Here is a 17346-nt window from a genome sequence, read left to right as displayed (position 1 = left end):
AGGTATTCGCCCAGCTTGATGTATATTGGGGGCTTTACATCGTTGCTTTCGCCATGTTTTCGCACGATTAATTGGGCAGATTGATAGCAACTTGGAATTTATTGTAATGGTTATGCATTTATAATATTTTTGAAAATTCCATCTGTATGAAAAATTATGTTGTTTTTAAAAAGAAATTTTAAGGATGTGGATGGAATAATTTATAACATCTGTTAACCCCCCTGAATATAATATTCTTTCATGGCGGTCTTCGTTTTTATAATAGAAATCAATAACTTCATAGCATTCTCTGTCCTCATTTTCAAAGATAACGGTCCCATTGTTTTTACTTCCATTTATTAACCATGTCTGGAATATCCAATCAGCAGATAAACCGACCATAGGAAATTTTTGGTTTAGCATGTCAATTTTATTAGTGTTGCCCATTTTATATCCCTTTGATATTAACTTATACTTTAATATGTTTAATCCGTAATGAAGGCGAAAAAGGGTTATGACCTCTATCGCACTTACAATTCCTACTGTAACAAATATTCATCGATAATAACCGTACTCTTTGCCTATGTCTGGAGATCAGTCTGGCTGGCGATCGTCAACAGCCCATCTTCGTTAACCAGCGCGGTGAGGAGATAGGTGCCGGGGGTCTCCCCGGCGATCAGTTTGTGATGCAACATGATTAGGCTCCATACGCCATCGCCCCACCGCGTTGGATGCAGCAGGGTAGGCGAGCTATTTGGTTAATGGGTTACTGAATGGGGTGTGATCGCAGGCTTGGTTGGCAGTGTTCAGGCCGCCAAGGTGTGCGGGGTGTAGTCGTGCAACGGAACGTGGTAACTGGTCGCCAGCAGGGTGCCGAACTGGATTAGCCAGCGGTGATCCGGGTGGTCGCACAGCCATTGTGCCAGGGCGTCGCCCCGTTCGTTTTCATAGCGCAGGTAGAGGGCATAACCGTTCACCGGCTGGCCTTGGTCATGCACCACTTCAATTTGGCCATTGTGCTCAATGGTAAGCCTCCAGCTCGATAGCGATCACGGCGTTAATCATCTTCGGTCTCCTTGTCAGGGATGGGGTCACTCTCCACGGCATAGCCGCGATGGATGCAGATGCGTTGCAGGTCAGCCAAGAAGCTTGCCAGCACGCGGGGTTGCTCGGTGAGCGGCACTGGCCCTGCTTTACAATGCCAGAAGCAACTGCGTTTGGGGTCGATGCAGATCTCATCTCTAGGTTGGTTCATGGTGTGCGAGTCCTCCGCATTGGTGAGGGTGAGCAACTGCCACTGCGCCCCAGACCAGCGCACTTGTAAGGTGACTGTGCGGATGTGTGGACTATCTGGGGTTAGGTGTAGCAGCCAGCGCTGGCCACTGTGAGTGGGGGTTAGCTTTGCACTGGTGGCTACTCGTCCCAGCCACTGACGTGAGTAGTGGGAGAGCGCTAATTCTTGGCTCATCGTGTCCTCCTAATCTCCTGCGACCGTGACGCTGAAACACTCCAACCGGCAGTAGGCAATGAAGTTGCTCTGCCAGATATCGAACAGCTCCCGCGCTTCTGCCAGCCGCAGTGGTCCCCAGCCCAACATGGTGTGTTCCCCATCGAGGAAGTTGAAATCGAGCTCTTTGCAGAGCTCGGCATCCTGGCCAAGCCTTTGGTAACTAAAGTCGGTGACGTAATCGAACAGCCAGCCATCGAGCCCACGGATCAGGCGGATCTCGACTGGGTGCACGCCGCCTTGCTCGGCACTGTAGCCGGGGTTACGAAAGTTGAAAGTCAGTTGGGTTAAGCGCTCAAGATTGAGCTCGGTTTTAGCGACTTCTTGGTCGAGCAGAACCAGCAATGCTTGTGCAACGGGCATGGCAAAGCCGTCCCGGAAAAAGGGAATGGTCATGGTGTACTCCTTGTGGGGGTTAATTTTGGCCGAACAGCTCGCGCATTTTTCTGGCCACACAGGCACGGATCTGTTCATCAATAAAGGCGGCAATGCTGGCGAGAGCTGCACTCAGTACCGCGATGTCATCGGCGAGTCCCATCGGCAACACATCCGGGATCGCATCAATGGGCGATATAAAGTAGGCCAGCGCACTGTAGATCAGCAGTTTGGCCCAAAGCGGCAGATCATCCTTCTGGCTGGTGTAGTAGAGCAACAGGCTGGTCTCGATAAAGGGCCGACCGGCACGTTTGGCAAAGGCCCAGAGTTTGTGCCAAAAGCCTTGGTGATCGAACGGCTCGCATTCAGGGGGAATGCAGGGGGGCATAGTGCGTCTCCTTCAAGAGTGGGTGAATGGCAGAAATAAAAAGAGGAGGCAAATGCCTCCTCTTGGATGGGAATGGGTGTGACCTATTGGTCCCACATCAAGCAGTCAAACTCGGGGGTGTTGGTGGCTGGCAGCACAGATGCGACCTCTTGGGTCGGCAGTACGAGCTGCTTGCCATCAGCCGTCAAAATGCGGATCGACTTGGCCTTACGTAGCTTGCCCCACATGTCGAAGAAATTGTTCTCACCGACACGGGACTCGGTCTCATAGGGCGCATCGTATTGGTTGCCATCGACGATGATGGAGAAAGCCTGCCCAGCATAAGAGCCGAACTCCTTGCCCTGCACGGTGGCCGTCATGCTGACCTTGCGGGTGTCACTACAGGCGATATAGAGATGGTTCTGCTCGTTGACCACCGCCGTGTATTCGCTGGTGCCCTGACCCCAGCCACTGCTCCAGCGTCCGGCCTCGCCATAGGCCAGGGCGTTGCCGCACAGCAGCAGTGCTGTTGAGGTAATGAAGAGTTTGTTCATCCCTGTGACTCCTGAAGGCTCAAGGATTTAGATGAGCCATTAGAATGGTTATTTTTGGTAAAGCACGCTGAGGGAGTTATCCACCAAGTGCTTGACGATTTCATAGTCTGGATTGTAAGTGGCGAGATTATGTGCCGCGATGGTGACGGCTGATGCGATCCCGGCCAGACCGGTAATACCGCCAAAGATGCTGGCTCCTGCAGCGGCGATCCGGCCCTTGGTATAGACCCGACATTTCAACCCGGCAGGTTCGATGGTGTTTTCAAGTTTTGTGACAGCGGCGCTCATTCGCCCCGACAGCCCAACGACTTCGAAAGATTTTCGTGCACGGATCAGTGAGGCCAGCTTGTCAGTATCCAGGTCTTCATAAGTCAGTCTTTCCATGTTTTGTTTCCTTGGTTGTGTAGTGAAAGCGTCTTATGGAGCCCACCTGTTGCGAGTTGGTCACGATGATTTATTGGCCGAGGGCCTCACATCTCTGTCAAATCTGCAAAATTGCTATTGAGTGGACTCATTGAATCGTTAGTTTATCTTTTGAGTCCTTATCGTCAATGGGTCCATGGTCAACCATGACGTTGACTGGAGGACCCATGACAGATATCAACCTTGAGCTGTTAGTCAAGAGCGTCGGCAAGGCGATTAGCCACAAGCGAACTCAGGCCGGATTCACGCAAGAGCATGTGGCTGAACACCTCAGTATCGGGATGGAAGCCGTCTCTCGAATGGAGCGAGGAATTGTGGTGCCGACCGTGGTGCGGCTGGCGGAGCTCGATCAGCTGTTTGGTTGTGAGCTGGCGGATTTTCTGCGCGAAACAAGTAACTGCCCCACCGAGCAGGGCATTGTGTTGAGCCTGCAACTGGCTCGGCTCGATGATGCTGACCGAACCCTGTTGCTGGAAACGGTAGAACGGTTGGTAGAGCGATTGGCTCGTCCCCGCTGATCACCCGCCATTTACTGGGGGAGGGGATGGGCTCCCTTTCCCCAATTTGTTGGTGAGTGGGCTCCTTCGTGGTTGCGGCTTCTGCGGTGTTCTGGTCGCTTGGCTTTGCGGGGCGTTACGCGAGGTAGCCGCCTCTGACCCTGCGTTTCCATTCGCCGTCTCGTCGCTGTTGGCTTCGGGATAGAACTCCTCCAGCAGCATCGGCACCTCTTCATCGATATCCTCAAATTGGCCGTTACGCAGCAATTCACGCGCGGCCTGCTCCATCTGGTCGATGGCGAGCCCCGCCTCTTGATCACGCTGGGCGGCCTCCTGCGCCTGTCTGACCGCCTCTGTCAGATTGGTCTCTTCCCGCAAGGTCAAATCCACGTAGTAGACCGGTGTGCGGTAGGACTGGGTAGTGCTCTTGGCTCGCAGCCGCAGGGTGAGCGGCAGATAGCGGGTATGGCCACCGCTCACAGCCTCTAGGTACTTCAGCCTCGCCGCCAGAGTGCGCACCGAGTTGTAGCCGGTGGTGCGGAAGATAAAGCTACCCAGCTCATCCCCTTGCCCCTCCACAAACAGGTTCAGTCGCCCGTACAGCTTGCAACCCTGTTGGCCTGCAAAGGCGCAGCGCTCTGGTCCAGAGCAGCTGACCTCCTCCATGCCTTGTGCCCCCACACGTCTTGCCAACTCCCCATTCCCGACACAGATCGGCCTGCCGGTGTGCCGGTCAAAGACACTGTATTCCGCCCGCAGATTCAAGTCGCTATCGTTGAACAGCACCCTTACCGGAATGGCGCGGATCTTGGTCTGCTCCTGCCCTTGGCTACTCTTTTGCGATGAGTAGTGTTGATGCAGGGGATGGAGTAACCATCCCCCCTTTTGCTGTATCTGGGTGGTGAGGGTGAAGCTGTCGTCCTTCTCCGGTACCCACTTATCCTGTTTTTGCACCAGCTTGCCGATGCAGATCCGCCCGATCACGGGCGGGGTAATCGCCAGTCCTTTGATCATGGTGTTTGCCTCAAGGGTTGAATGGTGAAACGGCGCACGCCGGGTACCGGTTTGACGTAACGGGTGAGCAGGTCGGGATGATCCTGACCGAGCTTATCCAGATCCGGTGCCAGCCGGTCTTTGCTGCGCTTCCAGGTGATCTTGCCATCGGCAAACAACCCGGCAGTGGCTTCACCCAAGGTGGCTTGCAGCTGCTGCTTGAGTTGTGACTCCTGTCGCTCGACGGCTTCCTTTTGCTGACGCAATCGCAATAGCTCCCCAAACAGCTGGTTGAACTCGGGAGAATCCGAGAGATCCAGCGTCTGACCATCATCGCGGGGAAAGAGCCAACTCAGGGCATTGGCGGCATCGCTGGAGCCGTCAGGTTCAGGTTGCTGATCTTGTTGCACCATCTGCCAGAACTGCGCTTCCCGCTCGGTGAGATCCTGGATCTTCTCCTCATCGCGCTCGATGCGATAAATCCGAAAATCCTGGCCGCCGATCAGCACTGCCACTTCGGCCCAGGCATGGCCGGTGACGGCCAGTTGATGCAGTACCTGACACTGGTAAGCCACCGGCACTCCTTCCTCCCACTGGGGGGCGCTGTGATAGCTGGCGGTCTTGATCTCCAGAATGCCCGGCCCATCGGGATGGCCGATTACCTCCCGGTCGAGGTTGGCGAGCATGAAAGGATGCTCGGGGTGTTGCAGCACCGCATTGACCCGGCGTACACGAAAGCCGGTGCGTTTGGCATAGACCTGCGCCAAGACCGGCTCTAGCTCAATGCCCCACAGCACCGCTTCTTTGTGGGAGATATCTTCCGGCTCCTTACGACCAGTCTTCTCCAACCACAGGCTGAGCGGACATTTGTAGGGAGAGAGCCCCACTGCCACGGCGGCATCGGAGGAGCCAATGCCGAGTTTGCGGATAGCGAGCCACTGCTCGCGGGTTAATTGGGTAGTAGAGGCCAGCCGCAGGGCTTGGCCGTATTTGGCTTTTGCTTTCATGACTATTCCTTGTTGACGGCATAAATGGCGACGCCCGGATTGGCTTGTGCCAGTCCGGGTGAGGTCGTTATGCGGTTTGAATGGAGAAGCGGAATTACTGCAGTAGAGTGAGTGCCTGATTCAAGGCTTGGGATTTGAGTTGGGCACCCTGACCGAACCAAGCGGAATCAAGCCGGTGATCTTGGCTGCGGGCACGGCGGTGGTGATCCACGTATTCGGTGACCGCATTGACCAGCCCCCAGGCGGTATTGCGGGAACTGGCAAGCTCTGAGCCCATGCCTGCGCCCATATACAGCTCGTGCAGTTTTTGGGCGGGACGGCTGAGAATAATATTCTCATCATCGCCAGCCGGATCATTGAGTAGCTCACCGAAGAAATTAAGGGCTTCCACGGGTGATACCGGACGATTGCTTAACGATGCCATCTCTTGCTGGAAACGATCCCAATTTGCCATACCAAGGCCCAATGCCTCTTTGACGGTAGCAGCATTAAATTGAGTGGAGTGGGGAACCTTGATCGCCCCGGTATTATCCCGTAGTGCTATTTGCAGGGTGTTATTGCAGACGACTCGTAGCGAGGTGAATTGTGCTGTAGTACACAACGTACCATCACAACTGGTGGCGAGCAGCAGGTATGATTTTACCCTGTCGCCACCTTTCAGCTTCATATCTTGACCTGTTTTAGCCAGCGCCCATAATTTTCGGCCACCCTTGAGTGAGCCTGCAGTTTCCAACTCAAAGCCGCCTACTTCTACCAAGTCTTGATAAAAGTGCAGCACCTCATGAGGCTGGACCACATTATATCTCCGTGAAACAACCGACAGAGGTTCCAGATTATCAGAGCGGTACAAAACCTTGCTGTCTGAATAAGGACGAATATGGAGTGCATCGGAGGCGACGTTAAACATTACGTCACTCTGCTCAATAGTCCAATTCATCCCGGCTGCCTGCAGCCAGATATCGAGAGATTGTTTCGGGGGCAATATATTACCAAGCCCATGCCAAGGGGTTTGGCCGGTGTAGGCCATGGTTTCTATCAAGTGTGCCATGTTTAAAATCCCATTCATTGGTTAAATCAAGATGGGAATATAGGTGTGAATTTTTTTGGATGTGGCAGTCTAAATAAAGGTGTGCTGTCACACTAAGAAAGAAAAAGCAAGGTGTTAGACATGTAAAATTATTCGCTACAGTTGCTACTAGTAGCGGATTAGCAATGAGGAGTAGGCTTGGGGTAGGTGTAATATTTCTGCGTAGAAGTCTGCGTAGACTCTGTATCAGACAAGGTTTAAAAAACTCTTGAATGTTGGATTTTAAACCTTGCTGATCTCAACGCTTAGGTTAAGGAGTGTATGTAAGATTCTTTATCTTTAATGTAACCTTCAATGGTTTTGAATCTTTCTCTTACTTTTCTTTTATAATCTTCAGCCGGAATGGTTAGGTCTCTGGATTCATTGAGTAAAAGGTGAGCTTCATTAATCGCGCCTGCTTTAGATAAACCATCTAAATGGCACCTCTCCCATGCAAATAAAGCATGGAATGTACCCTCAATGCTATTTAATTGCTTTATGTATTCATTATCCCTAACAGGTTTGGATATGAATGGCTTTAATCTTTCAAGGCGAATTTCATCGATGAAATTAATTTCGTGATTATGGTAGTACATCTTGAATCTTTCAAATTGAAAATTGATATCATTTAGTGCGCTTTGCATATCTTTTGTGGATGTTTTATGGCTAAACGAAATGGCAAGGCTATCGTAACTCTCTGCATCTTCGTATTGAGGGAATGCATAGCGCAACCCAGGATAGAGACGTTCAGGGTAGAAGGCTGCGAGTTTGATTATGTTATCGATAGCTGCCTCAACAATACATTCATTATCATGTTTTTTATTATCATTGCCAATATGGTTGAGCTCTTTCCATGATTGAATAACGTTATTAATGAGGGGGATTAATTTTTCTATTTTAGGCGCATTAACGATGTCAACAATTCTGATTAGGTGAAGGCACGGGTGATATTCTTTAAGGGAAGAAATAAAAGCTTTCATGATAGATTGTTGTTCAGATTGAAGTTTATGAATGACTAGTTCATCTTCAACTAACTCAACTGAATTGCCAGAGTTTATTTCATACATATATCTTGCGAATTTTTTGTTGATGGCGTCTAGCCTAGGGTTCGCATTGATCAGTTTTTTAGATATAGGGCGGCTATAAGAATAGTTAACTTGGAAAATGTCCAAGGCTTCGTCAACAGCATTTATATCAATTAGATCTTTCTGAGTAAATCCCGAATCAACAAGGTAGCTTTCGGTACCATTTCTGATGGCGGTAAGCACAGAAACTACTTCATGATCGCTCTTCCTTGCGACATATAGAGTGATATAAAAATCGACTAGTCTGTCTAACACGTTAATGAGTATATGCTGGTACTGAGATGCATTAATAGTATCCACAATTTTCACACTTAACTCCTCTGATGAAAAAATATTAATTAGTCCTAAAATACCAAATATATCCAGCATTGGATATCTAGAATGTGCGCGTTTAGGTAGGTGCTCGAAATAAGGAGCCTCACCAGAGGATGTGGCATTACATGGCTGAACAAAAAACAACCAGTCATGGACATCTGTGCAAGACACAGGGAATGTGATCGCTTTGGCCTAAAAAATGAAATGATTACTTTTAGACACGAGGATCTGGTACCCCACCAGATCCTCGTGTCTAAAGGCGTTGCGAAAAATTATTCTGACTTCATCAATTCACAGGCCTGTATAGGAGAGCCAAAGAAGATGTTGGTGAGTACCAAAGATAAATGTGCAGCACCTAAGCCCGAAGTCTGTGACAGGATTATCAGGCTTAAAGAGCTGCTCCAACTGATCGCACTTAGCCGGGCCACTGTCTACGATCGCCTCAACCCCAAGTCCAAGCGCTTTGATCCGAGTTTTCCCAGACCCATCAAACTCGGAGCAGCCTCAGTGGGCTGGAGTTTGAACGAAGTCATGGCTTGGATCGCCGCACGCCCCCAAGCTAATCCGATCCCTGTACTCAAGGACCAAGCATGATGAATTATTACCACTCTCTTCAACCTGTAGCACCCATTACGCCGAAAATCCCCCTTTCGCAGAATGTTGGGACAAAGCCTGTACCTGTGTTCCCTGTCTACGTAATGCCTGAGGAATTACAAAAGATCATTCGTTATGTCCAGCAGGAAACCCAGGCATCAGCGGACTTGATTGCCACCTCGTTGCTCGGTGGGATGGCACAATCCTGTCAGGACTTGTATGACGTCTCTCCCAAGGCTGGATTGCGCATTCCAATGTCGTTGTATCAGGTGGTGCTGGCTGAATCCGGGGAGCGCAAGTCCACGGTAGACAAGATGCTGATGAAGCCTGTTCGTGACCTCGAAGGAGTGTTGGAGAAGCAGTATCAGGAGGATAAGCAGCGATACAATATCGCGATGCGTCTGTGGCAGAGCGAACAAAAAACATTGGAGAAGGCGTTCCAGCGAGAGGTGGTCAAAGGGGGGGCCAAGACAGAGAGTGAACAGCGCTTGGCAGAGTGTTTGGGCCGTCAACCGATAGCACCACTGCGTAAGCGCCTGCTGGTCAGCGATGCAACCCGAGCGGCGGTAAAGCTGGCGTTGGGTAAAGGCTGGCCCTCTTTGGTTCTGCTCTCGGATGAAGCGGGCAGCATCCTCAATGGCGAACTGCTCCACGATACGCCGCTCCTGAACTCGCTGTGGAGCGCCCAGCCGATTGAAGTGGACCGTGCAACCGGCGATACGTTTCGTATCGAAGATGCCCGCTTTGGGGCTATGTTGATGGTGCAACCCGGCTTGTTCAAGGAGTATGTCAACCGCCAGGGACGACATGCACGGGCCTCTGGTTTCTTTGCCAGAACACTGCTGTGCCAGCCGACATCAACCATTGGCGCACGGCTCCACGGTCCGCAACAAGTTTTGCCGCCCCCCGTTTCTGGCAAACATTTGGAATGGTTCCATGCGCGAGTCCTGGAGCTTTTGAATCAATCATTTCAACGTCGGGAAGAAGATGATGTGCGTACTTGTCTGACACTGTCACCTGAGGCGGCAGCCAAGTGGCATGCCGAGTACAACCGGATTGAACTGATGTGCGGCCAAACGGGCTCATTGCGTGAATATCGTGACTATGCCTCCAAACAGCTCGAACATGTGGCCAGAATTGCGGGTGTGCTGGAGGTGTTTGTAACGGGTAATGTGGTCATATCTGAGCACACTATGCACGCGGCGATTCAGTTGGCTAGTTACTATCTGGATTCATTTATTCACCTGATGGCTGATGATGCTTTGCCAGAAGAGATGGAAGATGAAGTGAAATTGGAAACCTGGCTGCAAGCAAACCATCGCCGCTTTAATTATCTCGATATCCCTAAGAATTATATTCGCCAGCATGGCCCGAATCGACTCCGGGATAGTCAGCGTCTGACTCGAACGCTGGAGCGCTTGCAGATGAAGGGGAAGGTCCGAGTTTATAAAATCAAAAGAACTTGGTTCGTCCACATCAGCCAGAATAACGGCATCGTGACCGGGATTTAAGCTGAAAATAAGAATCTAGCTCTAGCTATATCTATAACGGTCACTTTGCAATAGTCTGAGCGATTTTATGGCTCCAACCAGAGAGCAGAGGGCAAGCTAAGTTCAGAGTAACTTTTTTCCTTAATAACCGGTATTACTGTGGTTTTATTTAAAATAATCACATGTTTCCCGGTTATTTAGGAGGTCGCTAAGTTCGGTAATAGTAATATATACACCAAGGTGTATACCAAGGTAGGGGGTGTAGGAGATATATCGAGGGAGAGAGTGATACACCGTCAGAGTGTATCAACGAGTATACCAACGAGAGCATGAGATATATGCGCGAAGTGTATACCAATCAGATGTACATCAGGCTTGTACGTCAGATACAAGCCATTAGCCGTATACATCGACATAGCGCAGCATATGCAAAGCACAGAGTGCTAAATGCAGGTTGGTATATCAACCTAGTGGCTTGATAAGAGAGCAAGGTATCAGTTGACCGTAAAGTTTTACGCAGCGGTTCTCATTAATGACGATGAGTACTGTCACCTGAGCATCTAACCAATTGGCATGGGTGTTCCATGTAAATCATAGGGCCGTATATGAAATCAAATGGCGGATATTATTTAATCGGCAACGAGCTAGACAACTTGCGAGTTGTGGCTGAGGCCAAGTATGGCTCAATATCCTTTGAGCAGTTGAAAACATCCGTGGAGGTGATCGCCAGCTTTTTGAATAAACATCCACGAGTATTTGCTGTACGCGTTGATCTGCGTTTCCCTCATATACCAGTTATGGATGATCCGGACATGCCGACAGGCTTTCCACCGGACGTAGAAGAGGAAGAGGTTATTACGCGCTTTTTTGCTTCACTAAAAAGCCAGATTCAGGCGTTACGTCACCGTAAGGGTCAGACTGGTAAACGATTCTTCTTGGGTTATATCTGGGTAAAGGAGCAAGTAACAAGCCAGTACCCTCATTATCACGTGGTGCTACTATTTAACCGAGATGACTACGGTTATCTTGGTGATTACTCTAATTTTGATGCGGATAACATGGCTACGCGTATCCGTAAAGCTTGGTGCAGAGCATTGAGGCTTGCATACCCTGACTATGCGTCTTTGGTTCATTTCCCTCCTGACGCAGAGTATCGATTTGATCGCAGAGATGCAGATCTGCACAATGAGATTTTTTATGACTTCTTGGTGAGGATCGGGTATTTATTTAAATTGCGTTCGAAAGTAGAAGGTGAACGTAATTTCGGGCGTAGTAACCTGATAGGAAATGTTCACAATTAATTCTTTTTCTTTAGGTTAGAGCCAAAGGGCAGTCATTTCAGGACACACCCGCGCAATTGGGCGGTGAGGACTTCCTGCGAGACCTCACCGAATTATGCTCAACCTGCTTTTGTGGATGGCAGCCAGGTCAGTGCAGAGCCAGTTTTCGCTGCTGCATCAATGTGCTCTGACCACCAGATCATCATTTCCCTACGTCGTTCCAGATAATCCGTGCGGTTATAGGCGCTACGCACCTCATCTTTGTCAGAGTGCGCCAAAGCGGCTTCGATAACATCTCGATCAAATCCTCTCTCGTTAAGGGTCGTGCTGCCCAAGGCTCGCAGGCCGTGAGCGACTAAGGTCCCTTCATATCCCATCCGTTTCAAAGCGGCATTGGCTGTCTGTTCGTTGGTATGCGTCTTGGGATTTCGTAGTCCTGGGAAGATAAATTCACGATGACCGCTGATTGGCCGCATGAGGTCTAGGTAGGCAAGTGTTTGTGGCGTCAAGGGCACGTCATGACCTCTGCGCTTCTTCATTCTCTCTGGTGGGATCCGCCAGAGTTTCTTTTCCATATCGATCTCTGCCCACCGGGCTCCGGCCGCCTCGCTGGGGCGAGCCAAGGTATGCAGGCTCCATTCGATAAGGCAGCGGGTCTGCAAATTGATGCTGGCCTTGGAAAGCCGGTTCATCAGTTCTGGCAACTGGTTGGGGTTGATGCTGGGCATGTGCTGTTTGGCTGGCCGCTGAAAGACCTTGCTTATCCCCGAGCAAGGGTTGGCATCGATCAGACCAGAGTTGACGGCGAAGGTCATGATCTCGTTCACCCGCTGGGTGAGACGACGCACGGTTTCGAGTTTACCAGCAGCGGCGATGGGCTCGATGATCTTGATGGCTCTCTGAGCCTTGATCTCCATAACAGGCACAGTGCCAATCTCGGGGAACAGATACATTTCGAGCGAACGCCAGAGATCCTCGGCATAGGCCGGGGTGACGGAAGGACGCTTAACATCAAACCAGCGCTTGGCGACGGCTTCAAAGGTGTGCTCGCTCTGTGATAATGCGGCGGATGCTTGCTCATCACGGTGATGCTGGGGATCAATGCTTTGCAGTAACAGAGATTTGGCTTCGGAGCGTTTTTCTCTCGCTTCAGCCAACGACATCTCCGGCCAGGAACCAAAGCTGATCATGTTTCTCTGTTTAGTTAGGGGGCGGTAGTAACGCAGGCGCCACAACTTGGAGCCATTAGGCTTGATGACGAGCTCCAGACCAGCCCCGTCGCAGAGGGTGTATTCCTTCTCTTTGGGCTTCGCTGCTTTGATCTCGGTTGGGGATAAGGGACGGGTGATACGAGGCATAGGCATACGCTCCGGAAGGCATACAAAACGATATGCCTAACGATATGCCTAAAAGGGCTGGATGGCAACGCACCCCATTGGACAGCGTAAGACAACAAAAAACCCGCAAAGCCTTATGCTATGCGGGTTTCTTGGACTTCGTTGGTCACTGTTGGACCGGTATTTGGTGGAGCTGGGGGGATTTGAACCCCCGTCCAAAATTACTACATCCTTGGCACTACATGCTTAGTCACTCTTTACATTCGCCAACCCGCTGCGGAGAGACACGCCACGAATTGACTAGCTCGATTGGTTTTAATGCTTCCGCCCCGAGCAGGACTTCCACACGATCCTGTGAAGGATGACCTTCCGATTCCCTAGGACACAGGCAAGCTAGGGTAGAAGGGCTCTATGCAGGTTATTAAGCTGCTAGTGCGTAGTTTTCGTCGTTTGCGACTATTTTTTTGCGGTTTATTAACGAGGCCTACCGCACCTCGGCATGCACCTTGGGTTTCGTGAATCTTGTCGAATCCAGAATCAGCCCCAAGTTGTTAATTGCGATTGTACGCAAAAATGCTGTCATAGCAAGGCGTTGATACCCATTCCCTCTGGCAGCCAGTCTGTTTGCCGATTTATTGTACGCAGCTGAGCCTGAAGAGCCAGCTGCGCCGGGGGAAGGTGAACTGGCGTTCTGATCCTGCCAGTCGCAGGTTAGCCGCGATGCTTGTTCTTCATGATGCGAGCTTTTTCCCGATCCCATTCGCGGGCCTTGGTATCTTCGCGCTTGTCGTGCTCTTTCTTGCCCTTCACCAGGCCGATCTCGACCTTGACCCAGCACTGTTTCCAGTAGAGGGCGAGGGGAACTATGGTGTAGCCCTGACGGGCAATCAGGCTTTCGAGCTTGTCGAGTTCACGACGGCTCAGCAGCAGTTTGCGGGTGCGGGTCGGGTCACATACCACGTGGCTGGAGGCCGCTTGCAGTGGCAGGAAGCTGGAGCCGAACAGATAGGCCTCGCCATCGCGGAAGATGACATAGGCTTCGCTGATGTTGGCCTTGCCCGCCCGCAGGGATTTGACTTCCCACCCTTGCAGGGACAGACCCGCTTCGATCTTCTCTTCGATGAAGTATTCGTGGCGCGCGGTTCTGTTGAGTGCAATGGTGCTGGACCCGGCTTTGTTTTTACTGTTTTTTTTGCTCATGACGGGCGATTTCCGGCAATGACTAGGAGGCTCGTATTATACGTAGGCAGGGACGGCTGTAAAACGCGCAGCAGGTCAAGTGGTGGCTTTCTGAGCGGTTTGGCTGAGGTTTTACCTCCACAACCCCAAACATGGTGATAAAATCGCGCCGATTGGATGAGGAAAAGCCATGCCCCGAATTACGCGCAGTGCCCTGGTGATGTTCAGTGCAGAACAGATGTTCAAGTTGGTTAACGATGTGGATGCCTATCCGCAGTTTTTGCCCGGCTGTGTCGGCAGCCGTGTCCACGAGGCTGGCGATGACTACATGATGGCGTCGGTCGATGTGGCCAAGGCGGGGATTGCCAAGACCTTTACTACCCGCAATCAGCTGGATGTGAACCGCCAGATCAGGATGGAGCTGGTGGATGGCCCGTTCCGCAAGCTGGCGGGCTGGTGGACCTTTACCCCGCTCGATGTGGATGCCTGCAAGGTGGAGTTTGATCTCGATTTCGAGTTCACCTCCAAGCTTATCGAGGTGGCCTTTGGTCAGGTATTCCGCGATCTGGTGAGCTCCATGGTCTCCGCCTTCTCCAACCGGGCGAAGGAGGTCTACGGTGTCTGACCAGCTCAATATCGAGGTTGTCTATGCCTTGCCACAGCAGCAGACGGTGATTGCCCTGCGGGTGGCGCCCGAGACCTGCGTGCTGGCGGCCATCGAGCAGTCCGGCATCGTTCAAAAGCACCCCGAGATCGATCTGGCGGTCAACAAGTTCGGCATCTACAGCCGACCGGTGAAAGGGAGCGAACCGCTGCACGACGGGGATCGTATCGAGATCTACCGCCCGCTCATCGCCGATCCCCGCGAGATGCGCAAAAAGCGCGCCGAGAAGGCCAAAGAGGAGGGGCGAGCAGATAGCGTGACCGGTGGTCGCCCCGATGTGCATCGCAAGCACCGCGAGTAGCGCTCAGGTTTTCTTGCAGAAAAAAGGCGCCGAGGCGCCTTTTTTTGATCCCGTTAGCCGGTGAGCTGGCCGAGGGGATATCAAGAGAGGGTTGCTTCTGCCACACCCAGCCGTGCGCGTGCCCAGGCGGCCAGCAGCTCGACCCCGCTTTGCATCACCCGCTCATCGAAATCGAATTCGTTGTGATGGTGTGGTGCCGCCAGATCGGCCCCCAGAATGAGGTAAGCCGCTTCGCCCCCCTGTTTTTGCACCCGCTCCATCAGAAAACCGGCATCTTCGCTGGCGCCAAAGCGGCGAGTCTGGATGGTGGCGAGCCCCTGCTTGCGGGCCAGCGCCGCCAGCTCGGCCTGCAGTGCCGGGCTGTTGTCGAGGGCAATGGCCTCACCCTGCTTGATGATGCGATAGGTGACACCGTGGGCGAGGGCGGTACCTTCGACGATGCGCTGTACCTGACTGAACATGTAGTCGTTGAGCGCGCTGTCGGCGCCGCGGGTCTCACCGCGTAGCTCTGCATGATCGGGGATGACGTTGCGGCCGCTGCCAGCGTGAAGCTGGCCGACGTTGATGCGGGTCATGCCGTCGCGGTGGCGGGGAATGCCGAGCATGGCGGTGGTGGCCATGCAGGCGGCTGCCAGCGCATTGCTGCCGGCATTGGGTTCGAGTCCCGCGTGGGCGGCGGTGCCCATAAAGTGGACGTCGAACTTGGTGGAGCAGAGAAACTCGGTGGGGTTGATCACCAGCTCGCCGCTACCAGCGTGAATACCGATATGGAGTGAGAGCAGGGCATCCACGTCATCGAGTGCGCCACCGGCAGCCAGCGCCTTGCCACCGCGGCACCCCTCTTCGGCGGGCTGGAAGAAGAGCTTGATACGGCCGCACAGCTGCTCTTTCATCCCCATCAGGCTGCTGGCCAGCCCCATGCCGATGGCGGTGTGGCCATCGTGAGCGCAGGCGTGCATCCACCCCTTGTTGTGGGATGTATAGAACCTATTGAATTGATCACTGGTGACATAGGTTAGGGAATAAGTGGGATCAGCAGGGATAAAATGGGATCAAATCAGAAGTGGCGCGGCCTGCAGAGTTGTTGAGACTCTTCAGGCCGTGTTCGTTATGGTGGATCGCAAGATTGATCACTTGATCCAAAATCAGCCGAAAATTCCTAGTAGATTGATCACTGGAGATTTTGTGAATCGGCATTTAAACGGGCTTTAAACTTTGGTCTTTACACTGCCTGATGCCAGCAGCTTCTGGTACTCATACTTTGAGATCTGCCGCACCCCGCATTTGCACTCATCGCTATTTGGCGGGAAATGCGTCTCCCACCATGGATCATCAACAGGCAGCACCACGCCATCCCACTGAGGATGGCAAGGCACCTTGCTTGGGCCAAGGGTATACATCAGGTATGGAAATGCGCGCTTAGTACGTTGAATTCTTTGCCATTGTTGCTTTGCTCTCTCTATTCTCTTCTCCATCTCACTCTCCTACATCATGCGCAATGTGAACGACCTGGCCGATCACCTCGAAGGTGTGCTGCTCGTCCTTTGGTACCTCGATAGGCTGGTAGTGCTTGTTATCGCTCAGGAGCAGCCAGGCGCTCGGCAGCACCTGCAGGCGCTTCACCCATAGCTGGTCATCGTTGCGCACCACGTAGATGTGGCCATCCACCGGCCGCGTTCGGCCAAGGTGCACCACCAGGGTGTCGTTGTTGCTGATGGTGGGCTCCATGCTGTCGCCTTTGCTCCAGACGATCGCCAGCTCTTTCTCGTCAAACCCGCGCCATCTCAGCCACTTACGCCTGAATGCCAAATGCCTGCACGGCTCCAGCTCGCCCTGCGTCAGGCTGCCGTGGCCTGCCGATACCTGCACCCTGTATCCAGGAATCAGCGCGAACTCGTCTGAAAATCCAGTATCAGCCATGTATGAAGCAGGCATTTCGTTTACAGCGAATGCCTCATCAATAAACCAAGTCATCGGCATCATGGCCGTGCTGGCTATCTTCTGGAGCCTGTCAATGGTCGGATAGCTTGCTCCCTTCAAATAATCCCTCAGTGTCGCCTCAGATAATCCGCATTTGCGCGAAAAACTGCGCACCGTCTCTTCTCCGATCGCTTCCTTCAACCTCTCGGCAAATGGAATTTTTCGCATACCAAGAAAAATCCCTTCGGGATTTTTCTCGCACTCTTGGGATTTTTCTTCGTAAGTGCCTGATTTCATTTCGAATACCATTGTTTATTTATCTGCGCGCTTACTGATAGAAAAATTCGCAAAGGGGTTGCGCTGCGAATTTTTCTGATCAATGATGTGTTACACGTTAACGCAACACTAGAAAG

At 52.0% G+C, this 17346-nt stretch carries 21 protein-coding genes, 1 other RNA gene and 1 pseudogene; 6 read left to right on the top strand and 17 right to left on the bottom strand.

Annotated elements, in window-relative coordinates:
* Nucleotides 1-165 precede the first annotated feature (165 nt).
* The 7 genes from OKC43_RS03725 to OKC43_RS03695 all read right to left on the bottom strand — a co-directional run bounded on the left by OKC43_RS03725 (nt 166) and on the right by OKC43_RS03695 (nt 3166).
* Nucleotides 166-426, bottom strand: coding sequence for a hypothetical protein (locus tag OKC43_RS03725; protein ID WP_270808799.1), 261 nt, complete (start codon nt 424-426; stop codon nt 166-168).
* Between the two features lie 359 nt (nt 427-785).
* Complete coding sequence (locus OKC43_RS03720) at nt 786-980, bottom strand: hypothetical protein (protein WP_270808798.1); 195 nt, start codon at nt 978-980, stop codon at nt 786-788.
* A 56-nt stretch (nt 981-1036) separates the two neighbouring features.
* A complete protein-coding gene (locus OKC43_RS03715) occupies nt 1037-1447 on the bottom strand; it encodes a hypothetical protein (protein ID WP_043147374.1) in 411 nt (136 codons plus the stop codon).
* 9 nt (nt 1448-1456) lie between these two features.
* Nucleotides 1457-1882, bottom strand: a complete 426-nt coding sequence (locus tag OKC43_RS03710) for a DUF2787 domain-containing protein (protein WP_017779598.1) — start codon at nt 1880-1882, stop codon at nt 1457-1459.
* 19 nt (nt 1883-1901) lie between these two features.
* Complete coding sequence (locus OKC43_RS03705) at nt 1902-2249, bottom strand: YkvA family protein (protein ID WP_010634551.1); 348 nt, start codon at nt 2247-2249, stop codon at nt 1902-1904.
* An 83-nt stretch (nt 2250-2332) separates the two neighbouring features.
* The gene (locus OKC43_RS03700) at nt 2333-2782 is read right to left on the bottom strand and encodes a hypothetical protein (RefSeq protein WP_010634550.1); all 450 of its coding nucleotides are present in this window, start codon (nt 2780-2782) and stop codon (nt 2333-2335) included.
* A gap of 48 nt (nt 2783-2830) precedes the next feature.
* On the bottom strand, nt 2831-3166 hold the full coding sequence (locus OKC43_RS03695; RefSeq protein ID WP_010634549.1) for a hypothetical protein: 336 nt from the start codon (nt 3164-3166) through the stop codon (nt 2831-2833).
* A 206-nt stretch (nt 3167-3372) separates the two neighbouring features.
* On the opposite strand from OKC43_RS03695, the gene OKC43_RS03690 reads away from it, so the two are divergent.
* Nucleotides 3373-3723 (top strand): helix-turn-helix domain-containing protein, encoded by a 351-nt coding sequence (locus OKC43_RS03690; RefSeq protein ID WP_017779597.1) that lies wholly within the window; start codon nt 3373-3375, stop codon nt 3721-3723.
* On the opposite strand, the gene OKC43_RS03685 is transcribed toward OKC43_RS03690, so the two are convergent.
* The 4 genes from OKC43_RS03685 to OKC43_RS03670 all read right to left on the bottom strand — a co-directional run bounded on the left by OKC43_RS03685 (nt 3724) and on the right by OKC43_RS03670 (nt 8222).
* The gene (locus tag OKC43_RS03685) at nt 3724-4716 is read right to left on the bottom strand and encodes a recombination directionality factor (protein ID WP_010634547.1); all 993 of its coding nucleotides are present in this window, start codon (nt 4714-4716) and stop codon (nt 3724-3726) included.
* Entirely contained in the window at nt 4713-5702 is a 990-nt protein-coding gene (locus OKC43_RS03680; protein ID WP_017779596.1) for a YqaJ viral recombinase family nuclease, read from the bottom strand. The genes OKC43_RS03685 and OKC43_RS03680 overlap by 4 nt, the downstream gene beginning before the upstream one ends.
* A gap of 94 nt (nt 5703-5796) precedes the next feature.
* On the bottom strand, nt 5797-6750 hold the full coding sequence (locus OKC43_RS03675) for a DUF932 domain-containing protein (RefSeq protein WP_010634545.1): 954 nt from the start codon (nt 6748-6750) through the stop codon (nt 5797-5799).
* 284 nt (nt 6751-7034) lie between these two features.
* Nucleotides 7035-8222, bottom strand: a complete 1188-nt coding sequence (locus OKC43_RS03670; RefSeq protein WP_270803928.1) for a hypothetical protein — start codon at nt 8220-8222, stop codon at nt 7035-7037.
* Between the two features lie 96 nt (nt 8223-8318).
* Between OKC43_RS03670 and OKC43_RS03665 the strand changes: the two genes are divergently transcribed.
* The 3 genes from OKC43_RS03665 (at nt 8319) to OKC43_RS03655 (ending at nt 11553) form a co-directional block, all read left to right on the top strand.
* Nucleotides 8319-8762 carry a helix-turn-helix transcriptional regulator gene (locus tag OKC43_RS03665; protein ID WP_234928711.1) on the top strand — a complete coding sequence of 148 codons (444 nt, stop codon included), beginning with the start codon at nt 8319-8321 and terminating at the stop codon, nt 8760-8762.
* On the top strand, nt 8759-10273 hold the full coding sequence (locus OKC43_RS03660) for a YfjI family protein (protein ID WP_017779593.1): 1515 nt from the start codon (nt 8759-8761) through the stop codon (nt 10271-10273). The genes OKC43_RS03665 and OKC43_RS03660 overlap by 4 nt, the downstream gene beginning before the upstream one ends.
* 584 nt (nt 10274-10857) lie before the next feature.
* Entirely contained in the window at nt 10858-11553 is a 696-nt protein-coding gene (locus OKC43_RS03655; protein ID WP_270803927.1) for an inovirus Gp2 family protein, read from the top strand.
* A 98-nt stretch (nt 11554-11651) separates the two neighbouring features.
* Here OKC43_RS03655 and OKC43_RS03650 read toward each other — a convergent pair whose 3' ends face one another.
* The 3 genes from OKC43_RS03650 to smpB form a co-directional block, all read right to left on the bottom strand.
* Nucleotides 11652-12890: an integrase domain-containing protein gene (locus OKC43_RS03650; protein WP_010634539.1), complete on the bottom strand. Its 1239-nt coding sequence runs from the start codon at nt 12888-12890 to the stop codon at nt 11652-11654.
* 164 nt (nt 12891-13054) lie between these two features.
* Nucleotides 13055-13414: a transfer-messenger RNA gene (gene ssrA, locus OKC43_RS03645) on the bottom strand.
* A gap of 166 nt (nt 13415-13580) precedes the next feature.
* Nucleotides 13581-14069 carry an SsrA-binding protein SmpB gene (gene smpB, locus OKC43_RS03640; RefSeq protein ID WP_005334498.1) on the bottom strand — a complete coding sequence of 163 codons (489 nt, stop codon included), beginning with the start codon at nt 14067-14069 and terminating at the stop codon, nt 13581-13583.
* 169 nt (nt 14070-14238) lie between these two features.
* On the opposite strand from smpB, the gene OKC43_RS03635 reads away from it, so the two are divergent.
* On the top strand, nt 14239-14673 hold the full coding sequence (locus OKC43_RS03635) for an SRPBCC family protein (RefSeq protein ID WP_005334496.1): 435 nt from the start codon (nt 14239-14241) through the stop codon (nt 14671-14673).
* Nucleotides 14666-15013 carry an RnfH family protein gene (locus OKC43_RS03630; RefSeq protein ID WP_005353535.1) on the top strand — a complete coding sequence of 116 codons (348 nt, stop codon included), beginning with the start codon at nt 14666-14668 and terminating at the stop codon, nt 15011-15013. Before OKC43_RS03635 ends, OKC43_RS03630 begins: the two co-directional genes overlap by 8 nt.
* 80 nt (nt 15014-15093) lie before the next feature.
* Here OKC43_RS03630 and OKC43_RS03625 read toward each other — a convergent pair.
* The 3 genes and pseudogenes from OKC43_RS03625 to OKC43_RS03615 all read right to left on the bottom strand — a co-directional run.
* Nucleotides 15094-15990, bottom strand: a pseudogene (locus tag OKC43_RS03625) (amidohydrolase); the annotation flags it as partial.
* A 231-nt stretch (nt 15991-16221) separates the two neighbouring features.
* The gene (locus OKC43_RS03620; protein ID WP_270803926.1) at nt 16222-16488 is read right to left on the bottom strand and encodes a phage head morphogenesis protein; all 267 of its coding nucleotides are present in this window, start codon (nt 16486-16488) and stop codon (nt 16222-16224) included.
* Between the two features lies 1 nt (nt 16489).
* Nucleotides 16490-17230 carry a LexA family transcriptional regulator gene (locus tag OKC43_RS03615; protein ID WP_270803925.1) on the bottom strand — a complete coding sequence of 247 codons (741 nt, stop codon included), beginning with the start codon at nt 17228-17230 and terminating at the stop codon, nt 16490-16492.
* Between the last annotated feature and the right edge of the window lie 116 nt (nt 17231-17346).

The organism is Aeromonas sp. Y289-2 (assembly GCF_027705925.1).
GTDB classification, from domain to species: domain Bacteria; phylum Pseudomonadota; class Gammaproteobacteria; order Enterobacterales; family Aeromonadaceae; genus Aeromonas; species Aeromonas veronii.
The sequence above is the reverse complement of the archived record's forward strand: the minus strand, read 5'-3'. Positions and strand labels throughout refer to the sequence as shown.

Bases quoted from the DNA above. Each gene is read 5' to 3' on its own strand.
- OKC43_RS03665 (WP_234928711.1), top strand. From the start codon at position 8,319: ATGGACATCTGTGCAAGACACAGGGAATGTGATCGCTTTGGCCTAAAA.
- OKC43_RS03680 (WP_017779596.1), bottom strand. From the start codon at position 5,702: ATGAAAGCAAAAGCCAAATACGGCCAAGCCCTGCGGCTGGCCTCTACT.
- smpB (WP_005334498.1), bottom strand. From the start codon at position 14,069: ATGAGCAAAAAAAACAGTAAAAACAAAGCCGGGTCCAGCACCATTGCA.
- OKC43_RS03695 (WP_010634549.1), bottom strand. From the start codon at position 3,166: ATGGAAAGACTGACTTATGAAGACCTGGATACTGACAAGCTGGCCTCA.
- OKC43_RS03700 (WP_010634550.1), bottom strand. From the start codon at position 2,782: ATGAACAAACTCTTCATTACCTCAACAGCACTGCTGCTGTGCGGCAAC.
- OKC43_RS03635 (WP_005334496.1), top strand. From the start codon at position 14,239: ATGCCCCGAATTACGCGCAGTGCCCTGGTGATGTTCAGTGCAGAACAG.
- OKC43_RS03620 (WP_270803926.1), bottom strand. From the start codon at position 16,488: ATGGAGAAGAGAATAGAGAGAGCAAAGCAACAATGGCAAAGAATTCAA.
- OKC43_RS03685 (WP_010634547.1), bottom strand. From the start codon at position 4,716: ATGATCAAAGGACTGGCGATTACCCCGCCCGTGATCGGGCGGATCTGC.
- OKC43_RS03690 (WP_017779597.1), top strand. From the start codon at position 3,373: ATGACAGATATCAACCTTGAGCTGTTAGTCAAGAGCGTCGGCAAGGCG.
- OKC43_RS03705 (WP_010634551.1), bottom strand. From the start codon at position 2,249: ATGCCCCCCTGCATTCCCCCTGAATGCGAGCCGTTCGATCACCAAGGC.
- OKC43_RS03660 (WP_017779593.1), top strand. From the start codon at position 8,759: ATGATGAATTATTACCACTCTCTTCAACCTGTAGCACCCATTACGCCG.
- OKC43_RS03615 (WP_270803925.1), bottom strand. From the start codon at position 17,230: ATGAAATCAGGCACTTACGAAGAAAAATCCCAAGAGTGCGAGAAAAAT.
- OKC43_RS03655 (WP_270803927.1), top strand. From the start codon at position 10,858: ATGAAATCAAATGGCGGATATTATTTAATCGGCAACGAGCTAGACAAC.
- OKC43_RS03650 (WP_010634539.1), bottom strand. From the start codon at position 12,890: ATGCCTCGTATCACCCGTCCCTTATCCCCAACCGAGATCAAAGCAGCG.
- OKC43_RS03715 (WP_043147374.1), bottom strand. From the start codon at position 1,447: ATGAGCCAAGAATTAGCGCTCTCCCACTACTCACGTCAGTGGCTGGGA.
- OKC43_RS03710 (WP_017779598.1), bottom strand. From the start codon at position 1,882: ATGACCATTCCCTTTTTCCGGGACGGCTTTGCCATGCCCGTTGCACAA.
- OKC43_RS03725 (WP_270808799.1), bottom strand. From the start codon at position 426: ATGGGCAACACTAATAAAATTGACATGCTAAACCAAAAATTTCCTATG.
- OKC43_RS03670 (WP_270803928.1), bottom strand. From the start codon at position 8,222: ATGCTGGATATATTTGGTATTTTAGGACTAATTAATATTTTTTCATCA.
- OKC43_RS03675 (WP_010634545.1), bottom strand. From the start codon at position 6,750: ATGGCACACTTGATAGAAACCATGGCCTACACCGGCCAAACCCCTTGG.